Source organism: Pseudarthrobacter sp. HLT1-3 (assembly GCF_059383535.1).
The window spans coordinates 1-18,381 of the sequence record NZ_JBWZCJ010000040.1 but is presented as its reverse complement, the minus strand read 5'-3'; the positions used below and the strand labels follow the sequence as shown (position 1 = coordinate 18,381).

Sequence of the window (18,381 nt, the reverse complement as noted above, 5' to 3'; positions counted from 1 at the left end):
CGGTGGAACAGTGCGTCAACAACACTATTTTCCCAGCTCAGAAGCACCTTTCGTCGCTTAAACACACCCTACGGGCCCCACCCTCATGAAAACCCCGGGCTAGACGGGAAGACGGGAAACTCGACGACGAGGCCGGGCGACCACCAGGCTGGGCCACAGGACAGCCTGGATCGAGGGATCAGGCGTCGGCTCCGGGAGTGAAGTAGCTGTGGACGTCGTAATAGGTCACCTTGGGAGCAGCCGGAAAACCTACCTCTGCGGTGATCGGGCCGATCTGTTCTTGCGCGAAGGCATCGTATAACTCGCGGGACTTCCAGACATCCGTGACGAGTAGTCCGTTCTCTGTAGCGACTGCCCAATGGGATATGGCGCCGGACGGACCGGGGCCGCCGGGGATCAGACCCATCTTTTTGACGGTCTCGTCGTACTGCGCCAAGGTGGCGCCGGTGAATTCCATAATGATTGCAACTGCCATGGCTTTCTCCTCACAACAAGCAGGCCATCAGGGACGGCTGAATATTGGCTTCTGTGGGCTCCACCTGTGGTGCGGGTGAGCGCCATCGCCCGGTCTACGCCCCGGCAGGAAGTTTCGTCAACACATCCTGGCGAGGTCGGGACAACACAACCACAGACGGCCACGGCGGCAGTGTCTCTCCGGAATAGCAGCCCGGTTCCGCGATTGTGTTGGCGCCTAAGGTGTCTCCGGAGCGGTGGACTCACTCACGCGGCGGCCGACCGGACATCCGCGACCTGATGCCGCATCTGGCGGCCCGGCCCGTCAGCGAGCCGCGGATCTGGCGCCCGTCGCACGACTGATCGCCGCGGCCAGCAAGCTCACGAATGCTGGCACCAACCCCGAATCTTGTTGTTGCCGATGAGCGTAGAGCAGAACGAGGTGTTTGCTCTGCACAGTAAAGATAAACGCACATTCAGGCCAAACATGCCCGGGCCCCGCGCCGCCTGAACATCATCGGGACCATTCTCCGTGACGCGTCCTTAGCCACGGTAGGAGGCGAGGTGCGGCAAATGAAGTTCAGTCAGGCGCTCGTTGAGGACCAACGCCAGCAGGTCGCAGTCGTGGGCGGGCAGCAGCATCAGTCCGTTCAGATACGCATCGATGACCCATATATCCTGGTTGCCCCCAGCCCCGAAATACATTCACCAGGCTTCGCGGACCTCAAAGTCCGCGAGCAGGAAAGCAACATGCGTCAATTTCTGCTGGTATTCAGCCATCAAAACCCATCCCCCCGGGGATCCCGCACTTTCGTAGAAGTGCGCGACGTCAAGCCTCTGTTTGACGGTAGGAGAAACATCTCCGCTCGCTCTTGTGAGGCACAACTGCGCCCGCACTGCGGCCGCCGTCTCCATGTCAGGCTACCGCTCAGGGCAGTGTTTTGACCCGGGCCGGAGTGCCTAGGCGCTTCACGCCCGCGTCGAGTATGGCCAGCGGCTCCCGGGCGGCCTTCAGCGGCAGGACGCCGGGTGGCTCGCCGGACTAGTTTCTGGGCAGCACCGGTTCGGTGATGCTGTCGGAATCACTCCGGACGATCAGTTGGTATTCGTGCCATAATTTCCCGATCTTGCGTCCGTCAGGCAATGTCCATGCTTCCCAGCCGTCCTGGGTGTCAATGCCGGCGGCCTCCGTGGCTGCCCGAGAGGGCGTGTCGAACTGTCGCCCATCTTCGAGCCGGATCTGGCCGAGCGCAGTCACTGAACCGCGATGCACTTCGCCGACGCGGGGCCGATTCCAAACGAGTTCCGTGTCGACTTCGAGCAATCCTGCGGCTAGCAAGTCCGGTAGGGTTACTCGGCGTCCGGTTCGTTCAGCGTCGCGCGGCGATTCTGCCGGGGAGGCGAGCTCAGCTTCGGAAAGCAGCACGAGATTCGTGCCGGCACTGTCGCGCCCGATGTCCCAAGCGTCGGCAAGAATCTCTAAGAGCTGAAGTTGTCTTGCTTCGAGGAGTTCTGGCGCCCATGATGCGGCATCGATGACGCCCATGGTCAGCGTGAACGGGGTGATACCAGACGCAGATCTGAAGTACCGGTTCTTCTTTTCACCGAAATCGTAGTTTTGGGCCTCTGAGTTCTTCTTTTTGTCGAGCAGGACCAGGTTGGCAAGACGGTGGACCCAGTAATCCCGTTCTTCGTCGGTGAAGTCGGTCATCCATCTCGAGTCACGGCGGGGGGTTTGCGGCAATACGTGCTCGACTGTCACTATCTTGGGACTGAAGATGACTGGGGCGCTGGCGAGTAGCTCGTTGAGACGGAGCAGCACGTACTTCCGAACCGGCGCCATGTCGTAGGTCGGTCCACTGAGCTGGAGAAGGGCTGCCCGCTTGTCTTGATCGGAAACTGCAAATTCTGGTGCGTCAGTTCCGAGGCCGGCATCGAGGCTCTTGAGCAGGTTTGCGTACCGTGTGCTGCGGGGAGTCTGGTAAACGCGCCGGATGAGCATGATGGACGCTATGCGTTCCAGTTTCATCAGTAGTGCGGCAAGCTCCTGCGGATTCGTTTTGTGCTTATGGAGCAGCCACAGGGCAACAGGCTTCCAGTCGTTGTTGTCTATTTGATTCAAGCGCCGAAGCCACGCGTTGACCTCGGTAGCACCGTCTGGCCACGCGTAGCTTTCGTTTTCGATCGTTGCGTAGGCGTCGGCATATGGAAGCAGGACATCGTCGACGAAAGATGCAGCGCGGCCAGGGAGAAATTGGTTAAGAACTTGCTCCGGGAACTCTTGCAGAATCTCTTTCTGGGCGCGGGTTTTCGCGTAAATAGTGCGGATGTGTAGAAACAGGTCTTGGAATGCCTGCCGGCCGAGGCCATCTTCGGCGTCCTCCCACTTCGTCGCGTAGAGCTCCGAGCCTACGCCGGGCAGCGCACCAATCACCCGGGATTTGAAGATGTCTGCGGCCGACAGATCGAGGCCGCGGGAGTTCATCACATTGAAGATCCGGTGTGCGCTGACAAGGTCCGATGTGGCCACTGCGACGAGGAAGGTGCGGCTTCCAAGCAGGCGGGAGAAATCGGTTCGCCTAGCATCCGTCCACAGGGCCAGCTCGTCGTACAGTGCTCTGGAGTTGTCACGGATATTTCGTTGGGCGTCGGTCTTTAAACTCCCGTCCGGCAGTGCGAACAAATCGGACAGGTGTCCATCCTGCACGTAACGGCGGAAGAACTCCCTGTCGCGTGAGCGCAGTAGTAGTCGAGGCTGCCCGAGGCGCTCGAGGAGTTCGTCCCCGGGCTCGCTGATCATCGCTTCAAATGAGGTTCGGAGCCCAGCCGATTCGGTGAGGTTTCGCAGAACGGCTAGGAGCATCGTTACGGTTGTAAGGCGTTGCTGGCCATCAATGACTTCGGCGGCCGAACTGTCGATGTTCTTCACCAACACGATCGAACCCAGAAAGTAGGGCTCAGACTTAGACTCTCGATCGAGTGCATCCGCGAGGTCCTCGAGTAGCTGCAGCGACTGTTCGGTGGTCCACGAGTAGGGACGCTGGTAGTCGGGGATAGAGAACTGGTACTGCGGGCTGAAGATCTTGGATACGGGCTCTTCGTGTGCTGACAGACGGTTCATCCACCAAGTATGCAGCGAGCAGGACTGCTGAGACCTTGATTGACACAGGGGTGGACCAGCGCGCGGGCTATTTCGAGGATGATGCCGGCCGCAGAATCGGCCGTCTAACACCAGGGGCGTCACTGGGGTAGATTCTGGTACGTTCCCTGCCTCAGGCATTCCACATCCTTGAGATACCTCAGTCTCACAATCAATTTATTACTGAGACGACGGTCGGGCTGCTTTTGACGTGGCGCCGAGGATCCCGCGTGTGACTGTTAACCGATAATGGCGGTTTTTCACAGCTCGGATTGGCGGTTGGGGGGTGCTCCACTGCGTATCCGTCAGTATGTATGCTCGGCCAATGAATATCTTCAAGCAAGCACCGGAAACAACGGCTCTGGGAACACACGCGTGCTGGAGAAACCTTCGGTCCGCTTCCATCGGTCGACTGGCGGTAACTGGCAGCACCGGACCTGAAATCTTTCCCGTGAATTACCTGCCGGAGGATGGATCACTGATTTTCCGAACAGGCCCGGGAACCAAACTGGACGCTTTGCTGGAAGGGGGAGCGCTCCGGCCAAAATGGCCCCGGCAATCATGAAGAGGACCGCAACAGGAGACTCGGGCTCCATCGACGTGGCATTCACATTGATGGAATCTCAGAAAGGTTGGCAGCTCAGTGCTCCCGCTGCGGGACCGTGGTCAATACCAAATCGATGCTATTGGGTGAGAAATGTCCGATCCCGTCTTTGAAAGAGCCGGGAGGCTCCATCGGGCCCAGTCCTGGTGGCGGGTGCTGGGCCGGTCGAGGAGGTAGCCTTGCACGGCCTTCACGCCGAGACTGGCGACGGCCGCGAGTTCGTCCTGGGTTTCGATTCCTGCGGCGATAAGCGTTGATCGGAGCTGCTCGGCGAAGCCGACCATGGCCCCGACGAAGGCGTGGCGGAGGGGGTCTGTGTCGATTCCGGCGATGAGGTTGCGGTCCAGTTTGATGATGTCGGTTTGGAGCTTCCTGATGTGGCGGATCGAGTCGAAGTACGAGCCTGCATGGTCGATGGCGAGCCGGATTCCGCGATGTCGCAGGGGTGCCAGCGCGGTGACCAGGGCGGCGGTCTGCTCCACGGTCAGGGCTTCGGTGAGTTCCAGGACCATGCGGTCAGGGGCCAGCATAGATTCCTCAAGCAAGCCCGGCAGCAGGGGGTCCAAACAGGTGGCCGGGGACAGTTTCAACGCCACGTAAAGGTGGGTCGGGAGCCGCTGCGCGGCGGCGAGTGCGGATTCCAGGGCCGCGAATTCAAGTTCGCTTCCCAACTGCGCCTCGGCGGCTTCCGCGAACCAGTAGTCCGCGGCGCTGCTCCCGTCGGTCCTCAAGGAACAGGTCGAAGAGGTGGCCTCAATGACGACGCTGCTGAACATTGCCCGCCGAGCGGATAACCTCTTCGACATCGAAAACTTCCTCGCCCGCGAACGCGTCGGCGACCAAGGACACCCCGGGGGCCACCACCGGCATGGCGGGCACCACACCGGTCATGGCGAAGGAAACCACGACTCCGGAACGCCCGAAGCCGCCGGCGGATCACTCTGACACCCCGCCCGCGGCTTTAGGCCCGCTACACATTCAGTTGCTCGGTGTTATCTGCCAATGCGGCCGGCGAAGCCGGGAAAGACTCGTGCAGACGACTTCTGACATCTGACATTTCGTGCAGGCGACTTCTGAAAATGACACCGGTTTGCTGCCGTTCCAGTGTCATAGCTGTCTCGTACAGTCGGTCTCATCGGGGCGTCTTGCAACTCCTCAAGGACTTACGAGACGAGACAGAGCGGGGGCACGCATGAAACTTGGGTCATGTCCTGCCATAGTCCTGGCGCTCCACGGCCAGTCGCCGAGACATCAGACGGTAAGCAGGACTTTGCCGATATGCGAGCCCGAGTCGAAGTATCGATGGGCGGCGGCTGCCTCGGCCAGGGGGAACATCTTGTCCACCGGCACTTGGACCTCGCCCGAAGTGATTAGAGGCCAGACGTTTTTGGACAAAGCCTCCATGATGGCTGTTTTCTCCTGCACGGGCCTTGGCCGCAGCAGGGTGCCAATCACGCTGGCACGCTTCACCATAAGTGAACGGATGTCGAGTTCGGCTTTGGTTCCGCCTTGCAACCCGATAATGACAAGTCGGCCAGAGACGTTGAGAGCGTCGATGTTGCGGGCCAGATACCTCGCGCCGACAACATCAAGGATGACATCAGCCCCACGCCCACCCGTAGCGTTCTTGATCTCGTCAACGAAGTCCTGTTCTTGGTAATTGATCAGGATGTCCGCACCAAGGTCGGCGGCCGCGTCCAGCTTCTCTCTGGACCCCGCCGTCACAGCCACGGTGCCTCCGAAGGCCCTCACCAGCTGAATGGCACTGGTTCCGATGCCGCCAGCGCCACCATGGATTAGCACAGTCTCGCCAGGGACGAAGCTGGTGGACATGAAGAGATTGGAATAGACGGTGGCCATGGTTTCGGGCAGGGCAGCGGCTCTGACAAGGTCGACGCCCGCGGGCGCCCTGACCACCTGGCCCGAGGGAACGGCCACGTGCTCTGCATAGCCGCCACCGACCAGCAGCGCCACGACTTCATCGCCCACCGAAAACTGGTGGACACCGGGGCCGACAGCTGAGATCGTGCCGGACACTTCGAGGCCTAGAACATCTGTCGCCCCGGAAGGAAGTTTATAGTTGCCCTCGCGCTGCAGCGTGTCGGCTCGGTTGAGGCCGGCTGCGGTAACGGCGATGAGCACTTCGCCGGGTGCGGGAACCGGCACAGGCAGCTCTTCGATTGTGAGTACTTCGGGGCCTCCTGGTCTATTTGCGCGAACTACCCTCATAGAAACCTCCAGTAGATGTCTGCCTCCCGTTTGGGTGTGCAGGAGTGTCATTTGATTCGAGCGATGGGTTAGGGAATTCAGATTCCGGCCATGCCCACTGTCTTGCCACCGCAAACGTACAGGGCCTGGCCGGTCACAAAACCGGATCGATCGTCGAGGAAATGAAGCACGCTGTTGGCTATGTCCTCGGGTTCCCCCATCCGCTGAACCGGGATCGAGTCAATGATCTCCTGCGTTCTGGGGGCGCCGGGCGGGTTGGCTGCTTCGAACATCGCCGTCCGAATTGGGCCCGGGCCAATTGCGTTTACGGTCACTCCGTGTTTTCCAAGTTCCAATGCCCACGTCCGGGTTAGCCCCAGCAGTGCCGCCTTCGACGAGGCATAAGCTGTTCTGCCCTCCTTGCCCAGGGCCGCCCGGGATGAAATGTTGACGACGCGACCGAACCCGCGCTCTTTCATGGCGGGCAGGACGGCCTGCAGGCATTGAATGGCTGAGCGCACGTTGACTGACCACGTCAGTTCTAGGTCCTCCATGCTGACGGTTTCGATGGAGGCGACCTTTATCATTCCGACGTTGTTGACGAGCCGGTGGATGGGCCCGTCCGCCAACGCTTCCTGCAGGACCTCGGCGGTAGCCTCGGGGTCCGACAAATCGGCTCGCAATTTGGAGCCGACGCGGTCTATGACGACGGGCTCGTAGCCCTCTTGCAGGCAGCGCTCTACGATAGCCGCCCCAATTCCGGACGCTCCACCCGTAACCAATACGCGTTCCTTCATGTTTCTGTCCTGACTTCGATGTTTCAATGAGCACGCGCTTCAGCAGACTGGAACTTGAGAGCGCGGTCCGTGATTCCCAAAACGAGTCAAGCAGAGGGACCCCCGGGATGGCAATGGGGTCCCGTAATCCATTTTCAGCCCGACTTAGGCGCTGTAGAAGAAGAGGAGGTAAGTCTCAAATCCTCGCACATGGTATGCAAAAATGTGACTTGACTTACATCTCAAGGGCCCCATAGCCTCTGTTGGACGGAAGTTTTGATAGTGCACTTCTATCAGCTGACGGGTCAGCAACGAAGCTCACACCTGAACTGGAGACCTCATGAACAAGAAATTCATCCGCACGGCACGTGTTCTCGCCGGCGTCGGAGTTATGTCTGTTGCAGTCGTAGCCTGTGGCGGTACGGCAGGCACCCAATCAGCTGGAGGGTACCCCACTGAAAATATCCGCTTTATTATTCCCTATGCCGCGGGGGGTCCGACCGATGTAACGGCCCGTGCCCTTGCGCCGTGCCTGAGCAAGGAGCTCGGTCGGTCGGTCGTCGCTGAGAACGTAGCGGGCGGTTCCGGCGCGCTGGGGATGCAGAAGCTGATCGGCTCTAAGGCGGATGGACATACCGTGGCGATTGTGTCGACTGGAATGACCGTGCTGACGCCGCTGGTCAATGATCTCGACTATTCGAAGGATGACATCACGCCGATCGGAGTCATTTCCCATGTACCCATGAACCTGGTGGTCGGAAAGGACTCGTCCTACAAAGATGCCAAGGCATTCATTGACGCAGCCAAGGTTGATCCGGGCAAGCTCACCGTTGCTGTATCGGGATCATCCACACCGCAGGCCATCGAACTGCAGCGGCTCGAGGACCAGTATGGCGTAGACATCACGGTTGTGCCGTTCGATGGCAGCGCAGGAGCAACAACGGCAGTGCTGGGCGGCCACGCGGACGCAGCTTTCATCAACGATGCGCCCGAAGTCTCGGCCAGGGTTGAAGACGGTTCGTTCAGGGCACTTGCTGTCTCTGCCGAAGAAAGGCAGAAGCACCTGCCGGATACGCCCACGCTTGTCGAACTCGGTTACCCTGACCTGACCCTGGCGGTTACTACATATGCGCTTGCGGGCCCGGCAGGTCTGCCAGACGACGCCACCTCCAAACTTGCAGGCACCCTGGAGACGTGCCTTAAGGAGCCGAAGACTGTGGAGACCATTGGCGCACGCTTCGTCCCTGAAACGTTTGATGACGCTGAGGCCCTAAAGGGGATACTCGATGAGGGCGCGGCCGTCTACAAGACGATGCTGCAGAAGTAAGTCGCGCCAGAAGAGAGAGGGCGGAGCATCATGGCCTCTGCGGCAATGAGCAATGCACCAACACAGGAGACAAAAGTGTCCTCAACGACTGTCCGTGCACAATGGCCCCGCGTCATTCCGATCGTCCTATTGCTGGTCGGCGTTGCTGTACTGGTTGGCGCCTATCAGCTGTCTTTAGGGCAACTAAACAAACCGGGGCCCGGATTGTGGCCGTTCATCGTCGGAGTGTTTCTGACAGTGATGGCAGGTGTCCTTCTGGTTGTCCAGGATCCCACCGAATGCGAAAGCTGGAACCGCCGGGCGTTGCACATTGCCGGGGGTCTGGCGAGCTTAGGCATCTTTATCGTCCTTTTTCAGGCGATCGGTTTCCTCATCCCGGCTTTCCTGATGCTGACCTTGTGGCTGAAGATTTTCGGTGAGGAACCGTGGAGGCTGGCGGTACCGCTAGCCACCGCCGGGTCCGTTGTGATGCATTTTCTCTTCGTAGTGGCGCTTGGCGTTCCGTTCCCCAAGGATGTCATCGTCACTCTCTTCTCAGCCCTGGGAGTCTGACATGGACGCGTTGAACAATCTCGCTTTGGGGTTCTCTGTGGCCTTTGACCCCATGAACCTGTTGTATGTATTCATCGGCGTGACAGTTGGTACTGCCATCGGCGTTTTGCCCGGTCTTGGTCCGACAGCCACGATCGCCCTTCTGCTGCCTCTGACGCTCACGCTTGACCCCACGGCGGCGGTCATCATGCTGGCCGGCATTTACTACGGCTCCATGTATGGAGGAACAATAACCTCCGTGTTGTTGCGCTTGCCGGGCGAGGCGGCCTCGGTGGTCACGACGTTTGACGGCTATCAGATGGCTAAGCAAGGACGTGCCGGCGCTGCTCTCGGTATCTCAGCCATTGGCTCCTTCATCGGCGGAACGGCGGCTGTTATTGGTCTGGTCTTCCTTGCGCCGGTGCTTGCGGACGCGGCGCTCGCTTTCGGTCCACCCGCTTTCGTGGCGCTCATGGTTCTCGGACTCTTTCTCGTCACCTCGCTGGGTACGGGTTCTACAGTCAAGGCGCTTTGCATGGCTGCAGTGGGGCTCCTGCTCTCAGCTATTGGCCAGGATCTGGTAACGGGCAAGCCCCGCTTCACCTTCGGCCAGACGTCCTTGCTCGACGGACTGGACTTCGTCGCCGTCGCCATGGGCTTGTTCGGCGTTGGCGAGATTCTGTACAACCTGGAGCAGACAGAAAAAGTCCAGGCCTTTACCTCAAAAATAAAAAACATCCTGCCCACGCGGAAGGATCTCAGGGACTCTTCCGGAGCCATCGCGCGTGGTTCAGTGCTCGGCTTCTTCATCGGCATTCTCCCGGGCGGAGGCGGCGTACTTTCTTCGCTGGCGTCCTACGCGATGGAGAAACGCCGTGCGAAGGATCCCAGCAGGTTCGGGAAAGGGGCTATCGAGGGAGTTGCAGGACCGGAAACCGCCAATAATGCATCCTCGACGTCGGCTTTCATCCCCCTGCTGGTACTTGGAATTCCGTCGAACGTCGTGCTGGCGCTGCTGTTTGGTGCTTTGCTGGTTCACGGCATTACGCCCGGCCCGCAGATGATGACCAATAACCCCGAGGTCTTCTGGGGCGTCATTGCATCAATGTTCATCGGCAATCTGATGCTGCTTGCGCTCAATATTCCCTTGGTCGGTTTCTTCGTGCAGATGCTCCGTATCCGGGCCGGCATACTCGTCACGTTTGCCTTGCTGGTGGTCATGGTTGGTGTCTTCTCGATCAGCAACGACGTGTTCGACATGTGGGTAGTGCTCGTGTTCGGCGTGCTCGGATGGCTTATGAAGAAGACCGGGTTTGATCCGGGCCCCTTGGTTCTGGCCTTCGTTCTTGGACCAATTCTTGAGACCTCCGTGCGGCAGTCGCTACTGCTCTCGGGCGGCAGCTTCGGGATCTTTGTAACAGATCCGATCTCGCTGACTATCTTCCTGGTACTGGGCGCAGGCATTGTCTTCGGATTTGTCAGCAAGCGCCGCCGTCGCCCGATGGCATTGCTTGCCGCCAACGAGCCGGAAAAGATGCCCGCAGAATAGCGCCCGCGTCCAGGCGGAAGTCCGTCAACTGGTACGTCACAAACTGGGACAGGAAGTCAGGAAATGATCGTCGCCGAAACCGGGCAAACCATACTCGCCCAACTTGCGGATTACGTTGACAGTCTCAGCTACGACGCGCTGCCGCGAGATGTCACCGAGCGTGCCAAGACGGTCTTATTTCATAACGTCGTCGTGGCATTGGGGGCGAGGAATCTAAATATTCCCGGGCAGGACAGGGTGAACTGGCCGGAGGGCGCGCCCCGCACAGTGACAGCGACACGGTTGACCGACGGTCGGAGGGGACCGAACGAAAGCAGTGTGTACACCAACTCGCTGCTCATGGGGGCTCGCGCCCAGCACGACGAGCACCCCGGTTCGGTAAGCCACTTCGGCAGCTGCGTCATTCCACCTCTGCTCGCCGTGGCGGAAAACCGTTCCCTGCCCGGCCGTGCACTCATCGTCGCCATGATTGCCGGCTACCAGGTGGGCGCCGGCATCGGGGGCAGCTCCGTGGGTGCAGTAACACGGCGCGGGTTCCGCCCTACTGGCCTGTTCGGTCCATTTGCCGCAGCGGCCGCTGTCGCGAAGGCGTACGGGGGAGGGGCGGCACAAATCGCCAACGCACTCGCCATTGCGGCCAGCTCTGCAGCGGGCATCACGCAAATGTGGAGACGCGGAACGGATGAATGGCGCTACCAGACGGCGGCTGCGGCAAGAAACGGCTTCCTCGCGGCCACTTTGGCCGAGGAAGGCGTGCAGGGTGCGCCGGATGCCTTTGAAGGTGCATCCGGCTTCCACCAGGCCTTTACCGGCCAGGATCCAGCGGACGGGGACGCGATTCTGGGCAGTCTGAGCAGGTGGGCCGTGAGCGATGTCATTCTCAAGCCGTTTCCGGTATGCGCCATCAATCAGGCGGCCGTCCAAAGGATCGTTGAGCTCAGAAGCACATACGGGTTCGGGGCCGAGGATGTGGACGAGGTCGTCGTCGCTGTGAGTCAAAGTGACAGGTCCTATCCAGGAGTCGACGCACGGGGTCGACCACCGACAGCCACGGCGGCAATGATGAGCATGCAGTTTGCCCTTGGAGTGGCGCTGGTTTACGGGAGCGTCGATGTCGGCCACCTCGCCGACCAAGGAAATCCTTCCGTGCTCGATGCTGCGGCAAAAGTGAAACTCGAGACCGGACCGGCTGAACCCGGGGACCACCGGGCTTCGGTGCGGATACGGCTGCTCGACGGTCAGCGCATGGATTCGGGTCCGGCCCGCGCAGTTGAGTACGATCGCGACGGCATCATGGACCTCGCCCGCCGCCTGCTGCCCGCCTCGGGGCTGTCCTGGTCAGAAATGGGTGCGGTGGCGGACTTCGTCTATAGTTTGGAGGACCGCGAAGACGTGGGTCAATTGCTGCCACTCTGCCTTCCGTCCCGGAATCGGCACGCTGCGCGTGCCCCGATGCCGGATCTGTTGGCGTAAGCATCCCCGCGCGGGTCTACGGCGTCAGCACGATTTTTCCTGTTGTTCGGCCGGTCTCACCCAATTCGTGGGCCCCGCGGGCGTCAGACAATGGAAGGACCGCCGAGACGTGGGGGAGAAGTTCTCCCGAGTCCACCAGCCGGGCGAGCGCCTTCAGGCCCTCAGCGTCCGGTTCAACGACCACCAAGGTGTAGCGGACGCCGGCAGCTGCCGCAGCCGTCGGGCCGTGCCTTCGGGGAATCAAAGAAACCAGAGTGCCTCCGGGGCGAATAAGGCCGACAGAGCTTTGTCCGGTCTCTGCGCCGATCAAATCAATGACAACGTCCACCTTTGAAAGGCTTTCAACGGAGTGGGCTTCCGTGTAGTCCAGCACTTCGTCCGCGCCCAGGCTGCGGACGAACTCATGCTTTGAACGCCGGGCTGTGCCGATGACGTATGCTCCGCGTGCCTTCGCGATCTGTACCGCTAGATGGCCGACGCCACCGGCTGCTGCATGGATGAGCACGCGTTCTCCAGCCAGCAAGCCGGCGGCATCAACCAAGGCCTGCCACGCGGTGAGACCCGCCAACGGCAAGGCCGCAGCCTGAATGTGGTCCAGGCGTGCCGGCTTACGGGCGAACTGGCGGGCGGGCCCGGCAACATACTCTGCGTAAGCCCCCGCCTGTTGAGGGAAATGGGGCATTCCGAAGATCTCGTCGCCCGGCTTGAAGAGGACGGAACCTTCGGCCACCTCCTCAACAACGCCGGAGACATCGAACCCCAGGATCGGGGGGTTCTTCCACAGCCTCCTGCCGCCGGTAGCCCGGCTCTTCCAATCTGTCGGATTTACCCCGATTGCTTTGACACGAATCAGGACTTCGCCCGGTTGCGGGGAAGGCCTGTCCACTTCAATTTCCCGGAGGACCTCAGGTGGGCCCCAGCTTGACGGACTGACGGCTCGCATACGCGGCCGAAGCTCAACGTTCATTAAAGGCCTCCTTGTGAAAAACCCTAATGCCAGGGGTTGTGAGCGGAACCACATCAGTGATGTAATGATAGAACACTTCATTAGGAGTGAACTATCAAAAGTCTCTCTCTGAGATGGTTGTGATGAAAGGAAGCAGAGTGACTTTCTACCCGGGAGTATCCCAAGGTACCGTCAACGTCGACGGCGTCGAAGTGTCGTATTACGACACCGGTGATAAGGAAAGGGGCGGAGCACCCATAGTCCTCCTTCATGGGACAGGTGGGAGCGCGGAAAACAATTTTGCTGCCCTTTTGCCCATGTTGTCGTTCCGGCACCGGGTACTGGCCCTCGATTTCGTGGACGACCTCCCCGACAGCTCCGGGCCGCTGTCCGTGGATCACTTTGTCAGTCAGGCCTCCGCGGTCATCCAGAGGCTGTCACCAGGCCGACCGGTCACCCTTGTCGGCTATTCACTCGGCGCTGTCGCTGCCGCTGTTGTGGCCGCCGAGCAACCCCAACTGGTCGGAAACCTGGTTCTGGTCGCAGGTTGGATGAAAACCGACGAACATCAGAAACTGCGGAATTCCGTCTGGCAGCAGCTCCACGATTCGGGGTCCGAGGCGTTGGCGGAGTTCATGCTCCTCACCGCTTTCAGCTCCCGGTTCGTCGCCACCCGACAGCCCGGCGAACTCCAAAAGCTCCTCGCAGGCATCAAGAGCGCTCCCAGCAGGGCGCGCAAGATGCGTCTCAATAGAACGGTTGACATCTCGTCGAAGTTGTCAGGCATTAGGGCTCGGACGCTCGTCATTGGATGCTCCGACGACCAGATGGCTCCCATTCGACACAGCCATGCCCTGTTCGGCGCAATCAACGACTCCCGTTTTGTCGAGATTTCAAGTGGTCACGCCGTGGTGCATGAGCGACCTGCTGAACTCTTTACTCGCATTGACAATTTCGTTCAGGGACACGATTCCGAAGATGCCGGGGCCGTTCTGGCCCCCGTCCATGCATGAGCCAGAATCAGAGAAACGAGGAGTACCGATGAAGCATACGGAAATCGCAGCAACTGCCGACAGTGACCCGAGGGACGAACATGATCCGTTGAGAAGTGTCGATGTGATCATCGTCGGGACCGGTTTCTCGGGCCTTGGGATGGGCATCCAGCTAGCTCGAGAAAACAATAAGTCATTTGTCATGCTGGAACGCGCCGCTGATGTAGGCGGGACGTGGCGCGACAATACTTATCCGGGGGCTGCGTGTGACATTCAGTCGCACCTTTATTCGTTCTCGTTTCGTCCCAACCCGGACTGGTCGAGGGTCTACGCCACCCAGCCGGAGATTCTCCAGTACCTTCAGGCTGCAGCCCGCGAAGAAGGGCTCGTCCCACACATCCGTTTCGGGGCAGAAGTGCTGGACGCCCGCTGGGACGCAAACCAGGAGCAATGGACGGTCTCCACGCCCCGGGGAACTTTCACCGGGAAGTCTTTGGTTACAGCGTCGGGACACCTCTCGGATGCGAAATTCCCCAACATCAAGGGAATAGAAAGTTTCTCAGGTGAGATCTTCCATTCCGCGCAGTGGGACCATGATGTGCAGCTGGAGGGCAAACGGATCGGAGTGGTCGGTTCCGGCGCGTCAGCGATCCAGATTGTCCCGGAAATCGCAGAAACGGCCGCTGAGCTAACGGTCTTCCAGCGCTCAGCGCCCTATGTGATTCCCCGGCTGGACTACTTCTATAGTGATGCCGAACGGGGGATGTTCAGGAAGTTTCCGCATACCGCCCAAGCCATCCGGGATGAGCTGTTCTGGGGAAATGAGGCACGTTTCCCGCAGCGCAGGGGCGTTCCGGCCTTTATTGACCAGATTACGGAGACAGCGGACAACCACCGTAAAAGCCAGATTGCTGATCCCGTCCTGTACAAGAAGCTCACTCCGGACTATGCAATTGGCTGCAAACGAATCCTGATCTCCAACGATTACTACCCGGCCCTGACCCGCTCCAACGTCACTCTTGAAACGGACGGGATCAGCCACATTGAGGGGAACACGGTAGTCACCCGGGAAGGGGAACGGCACGAGCTGGATGTCCTGGTCCTGAGCACCGGATTTGAAGCGAGCGATCTGCCCATTTCGCATCGCATTTACGGAAAGGGCGACGTCTCGCTGGCGGATCACTGGGGCAAAGGTGGGCAGGCGTACGCCTGCACAACGGTAAGCGGCTTTCCAAACTTGTTTGTGATGCTCGGGCCGAACACCGGCTTGGGGGCAGGATCCATTATCTTCATGGCAGAAACCCAGATCTCCTATATAGCGGGGGCATTGAAGTACATGAGTGAGAACTCGGTTTCCTCCTTGGAAGTGAGGGCCGAAGCGGAGGAGGAGTACGTGAAAACCATTCATGATCGCAGCCAGGGTACTGTGTGGCTCTCAGGTGGTTGCGAAAGCTGGTACGTAGATCCGAGGAACGGTCGGCTGACTACGCTTTGGCCCGATTTCATGAGCCAGTTCAGGAAGGAAAATGGGACCTTCCGGGACGACGATTACGTTGTAAGGGCCCGTTCGGAGCAGAGTCAGCCGGTATTGGCCGGTGGACGATGACCACGTCTGCTGCTCTCGTTCAAGTTGAGGAGTCCTGGCTGAGGTCGACAGTCGAGCGCATTTTTGGCTCCCTGGGTTACTCGCCGGCATCGGCGGCCAGAGTCTCAGATTCACTGGTTGAAGCGGATCTTCGCGGCGTCCGGTCCCACGGCACAATGCGCGTGCCTATGTACGTGGCGCGCATCAGAGCCGGTTCGGTTTCGCGGCACGAAAGGGCGGAGGTGGTGCGAGAGCGGGGAGCCATCTGCGTTCTGGATGCCCGCCACGCCCTCGGTGCTCTGACGTCTGATCAGGCGATGGCCATGGCCATGCAGAAAGCTGAAGCGTTCGGTGTGGGCGCCGTGACTGTCCGACACGGCTTCCATTTCGGCGCCGCCTCCCGGTACGTGCTCCAGGCGGCCGAATCCGGCTACATCGGTATTGCAGCTGCCAACACGCGCCCTCTCATGGCCGCGATAGGAGGCGCAGAAGCCGTCGTCGGGAATAATCCCCTGGCCATCGGCGTGCCGAGCGGCGACGGAGCTCACTTGGTTCTGGATATGGCACTTTCAGAGGCGGCATTTGGAAAAATCAAGGCGGCTGAGCAGAGCGGGACTTGCATACCAGACACCTGGGCGACCGGACCGGACGGGTCCGCGACGACGGATCCGGCCGAAGCTATCCGCGGGCTGTTGCTTCCGGCAGGCGGTCCCAAGGGCTTTGGTCTAGCCATAATGGTGGACGTCCTGACCGGAGTACTCTCCGGTGGCGCCTGGGGTGATGGCGTCCAAGGTCTCTACACGGGACCAGAAATCCCCAACGACAGTTCACACTTCTTTCTGGCCCTGAACATCGAGGCTTTCACCGACCCCGATGAGTTCAGGCAGCAGGTGGCCAACATGGCTGCCCGTGTACGGGACTCGCGACGAGCCCCGGGCGTCGAGGCCTTGCTCACCCCTGGAGAGCCGGAGTGGAACGCCCGAGGGGCAGCCGGTGAGGGAATGGTTCTGGTCGATGGCGCTGTAGCCCATGAACTCACGAACTTGGAGCGCTCTCTCGTGGTGCCCCGGTCATGACGAACTAATATCGTGATTCGTCCGGTTTGGTTTGCTAGGGTCAATATTTCGGATCAAACTCTCAAAGGGGCAGCACTCGTGAGTCAAGAGCGACTGGTGGCAGCCAACGGCAATAAGCAGCAGCTGAGCCTCCGGGAACGGTCCAAACTGGGGAAAGCTGAGCGAATCAGGGCGGCGGCCGAACAGCTCCTCAGCCAACGGAGCATCGACCAAATCACCACCAGGGAGGTCGCAGAGCTGGCCGGCATTGGGGAGGCAACGCTTTTTCGCTACATCGGAAGCAAGCGCGAACTCCTGATGATGGTGTACGGGGACCAGATGGACGACATTCTGACCAAGATCGAGAGGGAGGACGCCGTATACGCGTCTTCAGGATCGATGAGACGGGAAGACGGCCAGGCCTATTGCGACCGCATCTACAGCGTCTACCGTGCCCGGTGCGAGTTCTACCGCCGCAATCCGGACAACGCCGCCCTCTATATGCGGGAAGGCTTCCAAGTCGGTAGCGCGACCGGAGCCCGCAACATCGCCCAGGGAGACCGGTCGATCCGCATGGTCGGGGCTATCCTGGCGGAAGGTCAGAGCCAAGGGGCCCTGATTACGACTGTGGATCCATACCTCGTGGCCCAAAACTGCCACGGCATCTTCATACACGAAGTCGACCGCACGCCGGTTCGAGGCTTCACGCCAGAAACGATATGGGACCGGACTAGCGCCCGGCTATCCGTGCAGTTATCCCCGCTCGTAATCCCCGCCGGCTAAGACCCGGAATGAATGCCTGGCGACGATGACAAATCCCAGCAGACCATCGAGGGTCGCATACTGGGGATTACTGGGGTCATCTACGCTGGCCACGCTATCGAGCAATATTCTTAACGCGCCTTTGGAGATTATCAGGACCGAACTAAGCTCCAGCGTCGCTGAAATCGTGCTGATGGTCAGCGCTTTCACCGTCGTTCTGACCGTCGCAGTTCCAGTGGCCGGATGGTGGTGCGACCGCTTCGGCAACCGCCGTATGCTCGTAAGCGCTTTTGCCCTGATGGCCGTCGCGGACCTTGCAGGCTCGATGGCAGAAACAGTGGGTATGCTCGTTCCCGTACGGGGCGTACAGGGGCTGGCAACAAGCTTCATTGCCCCGGCCGTGCAGAAATCGCTCCTCGTCATCTGGCCCGGCTTCCGGAAGCGCTCCCTAGCTCTATGGGCCTCGGCATTGGGCATCGGGCAGGCTGTTGGACCGCTGGCAGGTGGTGCCATCAGCCAGACCCTCGGCTGGCGGGCCGTGTTCATCGTCCATGCAGTACTTTGTGCCGCCATGCTGTTTCTACTCTTTGCAACGCTGCCGCGAGTTGTCGACCGAACGGTGCGGACGAACGTTGCCGGCCTCCTCCTGCTCATGGCCGGAACAGGAGGAGTCGTGATCGGGCTCACCCTGTTTGCCCAGCGGACGGTGTCTTCTGCAGCGATAATTAGCGGAATTCTCGGTAGCGTGCTGCTCGTGGGGTTCGTGTGGGTGGCCTATCAAAGACCCGACGACCTTATTGACCCTCGGCAGCTCATGGAGCGTACTTTTGCCGGGAGTGCAGCGGGAGCCGCGGCAGCGATGTTTGCAATGGGCTCTTTCCTAGATGATTAATTCCTATTGGATTCAGTGGTCGTATGCGATCAGCGAACGTTTTCGGGGCGTTCCGGTCAGCCAGTTGTGCCAGATTCCGGCTGCGAGGG

The 18,381-nt window shown here is 60.0% G+C and carries 17 protein-coding genes and 1 pseudogene; 11 read left to right on the top strand and 7 right to left on the bottom strand.

What is annotated here, in order from left to right; translation table 11 throughout:
• Positions 1-178: 178 nt before the first annotated feature.
• The 3 genes from AC50X9_RS20375 to AC50X9_RS20365 all read right to left on the bottom strand — a co-directional run bounded on the left by AC50X9_RS20375 (position 179) and on the right by AC50X9_RS20365 (position 3,574).
• The gene (locus AC50X9_RS20375; protein WP_494896729.1) at positions 179-475 is read right to left on the bottom strand and encodes a hypothetical protein; all 297 of its coding nucleotides are present in this window, start codon (positions 473-475) and stop codon (positions 179-181) included.
• A gap of 521 nt (positions 476-996) precedes the next feature.
• A complete protein-coding gene (locus AC50X9_RS20370; RefSeq protein ID WP_494896727.1) occupies positions 997-1,158 on the bottom strand; it encodes a hypothetical protein in 162 nt (53 codons plus the stop codon).
• Positions 1,159-1,495: 337 nt separating this feature from the next.
• Positions 1,496-3,574 (bottom strand): GmrSD restriction endonuclease domain-containing protein, encoded by a 2,079-nt coding sequence (locus tag AC50X9_RS20365; protein ID WP_494896725.1) that lies wholly within the window; start codon positions 3,572-3,574, stop codon positions 1,496-1,498.
• A 328-nt stretch (positions 3,575-3,902) separates the two neighbouring features.
• Here AC50X9_RS20365 and AC50X9_RS20360 point away from each other — a divergent pair, with 328 nt between their 5' ends.
• Positions 3,903-4,157 carry a pyridoxamine 5'-phosphate oxidase family protein gene (locus AC50X9_RS20360; protein WP_494896723.1) on the top strand — a complete coding sequence of 85 codons (255 nt, stop codon included), beginning with the start codon at positions 3,903-3,905 and terminating at the stop codon, positions 4,155-4,157.
• A gap of 101 nt (positions 4,158-4,258) precedes the next feature.
• Here AC50X9_RS20360 and AC50X9_RS20355 read toward each other — a convergent pair whose 3' ends face one another.
• Positions 4,259-4,972, bottom strand: a complete 714-nt coding sequence (locus tag AC50X9_RS20355) for an EAL domain-containing protein (protein WP_494896721.1) — start codon at positions 4,970-4,972, stop codon at positions 4,259-4,261.
• Between AC50X9_RS20355 and AC50X9_RS20350 the strand changes: the two are divergent.
• A pseudogene (locus AC50X9_RS20350) lies at positions 4,923-5,141 on the top strand (hypothetical protein); the annotation flags it as partial. The gene AC50X9_RS20355 and the pseudogene AC50X9_RS20350 sit on opposite strands and share 50 nt — an antisense overlap.
• A 306-nt stretch (positions 5,142-5,447) precedes the next feature.
• Here the strand turns inward: AC50X9_RS20350 and AC50X9_RS20345 are convergent.
• Together AC50X9_RS20345 and AC50X9_RS20340 are read right to left on the bottom strand one after the other, a co-directional pair.
• A complete protein-coding gene (locus tag AC50X9_RS20345) occupies positions 5,448-6,425 on the bottom strand; it encodes an NAD(P)H-quinone oxidoreductase (protein ID WP_494896719.1) in 978 nt (325 codons plus the stop codon).
• Between the two features lie 77 nt (positions 6,426-6,502).
• Positions 6,503-7,201 carry an SDR family NAD(P)-dependent oxidoreductase gene (locus AC50X9_RS20340; protein ID WP_494896717.1) on the bottom strand — a complete coding sequence of 233 codons (699 nt, stop codon included), beginning with the start codon at positions 7,199-7,201 and terminating at the stop codon, positions 6,503-6,505.
• Between the two features lie 319 nt (positions 7,202-7,520).
• On the opposite strand from AC50X9_RS20340, the gene AC50X9_RS20335 reads away from it, so the two are divergent.
• The 4 genes from AC50X9_RS20335 to AC50X9_RS20320 all read left to right on the top strand — a co-directional run bounded on the left by AC50X9_RS20335 (position 7,521) and on the right by AC50X9_RS20320 (position 12,060).
• Positions 7,521-8,507: a tripartite tricarboxylate transporter substrate binding protein gene (locus AC50X9_RS20335; RefSeq protein ID WP_494896715.1), complete on the top strand. Its 987-nt coding sequence runs from the start codon at positions 7,521-7,523 to the stop codon at positions 8,505-8,507.
• A 45-nt stretch (positions 8,508-8,552) separates the two neighbouring features.
• Entirely contained in the window at positions 8,553-9,059 is a 507-nt protein-coding gene (locus AC50X9_RS20330; protein WP_494896713.1) for a tripartite tricarboxylate transporter TctB family protein, read from the top strand.
• 1 nt (position 9,060) lies between these two features.
• Positions 9,061-10,587 (top strand): tripartite tricarboxylate transporter permease, encoded by a 1,527-nt coding sequence (locus tag AC50X9_RS20325; RefSeq protein WP_494896711.1) that lies wholly within the window; start codon positions 9,061-9,063, stop codon positions 10,585-10,587.
• A gap of 63 nt (positions 10,588-10,650) precedes the next feature.
• Positions 10,651-12,060, top strand: coding sequence for an MmgE/PrpD family protein (locus AC50X9_RS20320; RefSeq protein ID WP_494896709.1), 1,410 nt, complete (start codon positions 10,651-10,653; stop codon positions 12,058-12,060).
• A 16-nt stretch (positions 12,061-12,076) separates the two neighbouring features.
• Here AC50X9_RS20320 and AC50X9_RS20315 read toward each other — a convergent pair whose 3' ends face one another.
• Positions 12,077-13,027 (bottom strand): NADP-dependent oxidoreductase, encoded by a 951-nt coding sequence (locus AC50X9_RS20315; RefSeq protein ID WP_494896707.1) that lies wholly within the window; start codon positions 13,025-13,027, stop codon positions 12,077-12,079.
• Positions 13,028-13,164: 137 nt separating this feature from the next.
• Here AC50X9_RS20315 and AC50X9_RS20310 point away from each other — a divergent pair, with 137 nt between their 5' ends.
• The 5 genes from AC50X9_RS20310 (at position 13,165) to AC50X9_RS20290 (ending at position 18,292) form a co-directional block, all read left to right on the top strand.
• Positions 13,165-14,019 carry an alpha/beta fold hydrolase gene (locus AC50X9_RS20310; protein WP_494896702.1) on the top strand — a complete coding sequence of 285 codons (855 nt, stop codon included), beginning with the start codon at positions 13,165-13,167 and terminating at the stop codon, positions 14,017-14,019.
• Between the two features lie 28 nt (positions 14,020-14,047).
• Positions 14,048-15,604 carry a flavin-containing monooxygenase gene (locus AC50X9_RS20305; protein WP_494896700.1) on the top strand — a complete coding sequence of 519 codons (1,557 nt, stop codon included), beginning with the start codon at positions 14,048-14,050 and terminating at the stop codon, positions 15,602-15,604.
• Positions 15,601-16,659, top strand: a complete 1,059-nt coding sequence (locus AC50X9_RS20300) for an Ldh family oxidoreductase (protein WP_494896698.1) — start codon at positions 15,601-15,603, stop codon at positions 16,657-16,659. The genes AC50X9_RS20305 and AC50X9_RS20300 overlap by 4 nt, the downstream gene beginning before the upstream one ends.
• Positions 16,660-16,755: 96 nt before the next feature.
• Positions 16,756-17,421: a TetR/AcrR family transcriptional regulator gene (locus AC50X9_RS20295; protein WP_494896696.1), complete on the top strand. Its 666-nt coding sequence runs from the start codon at positions 16,756-16,758 to the stop codon at positions 17,419-17,421.
• A 25-nt stretch (positions 17,422-17,446) separates the two neighbouring features.
• Positions 17,447-18,292: an MFS transporter gene (locus tag AC50X9_RS20290; RefSeq protein WP_494896694.1), complete on the top strand. Its 846-nt coding sequence runs from the start codon at positions 17,447-17,449 to the stop codon at positions 18,290-18,292.
• The last annotated feature ends 89 nt before the right edge of the window (positions 18,293-18,381 follow it).

Bases quoted from the DNA above. Each gene is read 5' to 3' on its own strand.
- AC50X9_RS20370 (WP_494896727.1), bottom strand. From the start codon at position 1,158: ATGTATTTCGGGGCTGGGGGCAACCAGGATATATGGGTCATCGATGCG.
- AC50X9_RS20335 (WP_494896715.1), top strand. From the start codon at position 7,521: ATGAACAAGAAATTCATCCGCACGGCACGTGTTCTCGCCGGCGTCGGA.
- AC50X9_RS20325 (WP_494896711.1), top strand. From the start codon at position 9,061: ATGGACGCGTTGAACAATCTCGCTTTGGGGTTCTCTGTGGCCTTTGAC.
- AC50X9_RS20305 (WP_494896700.1), top strand. From the start codon at position 14,048: ATGAAGCATACGGAAATCGCAGCAACTGCCGACAGTGACCCGAGGGAC.
- AC50X9_RS20300 (WP_494896698.1), top strand. From the start codon at position 15,601: ATGACCACGTCTGCTGCTCTCGTTCAAGTTGAGGAGTCCTGGCTGAGG.
- AC50X9_RS20340 (WP_494896717.1), bottom strand. From the start codon at position 7,201: ATGAAGGAACGCGTATTGGTTACGGGTGGAGCGTCCGGAATTGGGGCG.
- AC50X9_RS20330 (WP_494896713.1), top strand. From the start codon at position 8,553: ATGAGCAATGCACCAACACAGGAGACAAAAGTGTCCTCAACGACTGTC.
- AC50X9_RS20315 (WP_494896707.1), bottom strand. From the start codon at position 13,027: ATGAACGTTGAGCTTCGGCCGCGTATGCGAGCCGTCAGTCCGTCAAGC.
- AC50X9_RS20320 (WP_494896709.1), top strand. From the start codon at position 10,651: ATGATCGTCGCCGAAACCGGGCAAACCATACTCGCCCAACTTGCGGAT.
- AC50X9_RS20360 (WP_494896723.1), top strand. From the start codon at position 3,903: ATGTATGCTCGGCCAATGAATATCTTCAAGCAAGCACCGGAAACAACG.
- AC50X9_RS20290 (WP_494896694.1), top strand. From the start codon at position 17,447: ATGACAAATCCCAGCAGACCATCGAGGGTCGCATACTGGGGATTACTG.
- AC50X9_RS20345 (WP_494896719.1), bottom strand. From the start codon at position 6,425: ATGAGGGTAGTTCGCGCAAATAGACCAGGAGGCCCCGAAGTACTCACA.
- AC50X9_RS20355 (WP_494896721.1), bottom strand. From the start codon at position 4,972: ATGTTCAGCAGCGTCGTCATTGAGGCCACCTCTTCGACCTGTTCCTTG.
- AC50X9_RS20375 (WP_494896729.1), bottom strand. From the start codon at position 475: ATGGCAGTTGCAATCATTATGGAATTCACCGGCGCCACCTTGGCGCAG.
- AC50X9_RS20365 (WP_494896725.1), bottom strand. From the start codon at position 3,574: ATGAACCGTCTGTCAGCACACGAAGAGCCCGTATCCAAGATCTTCAGC.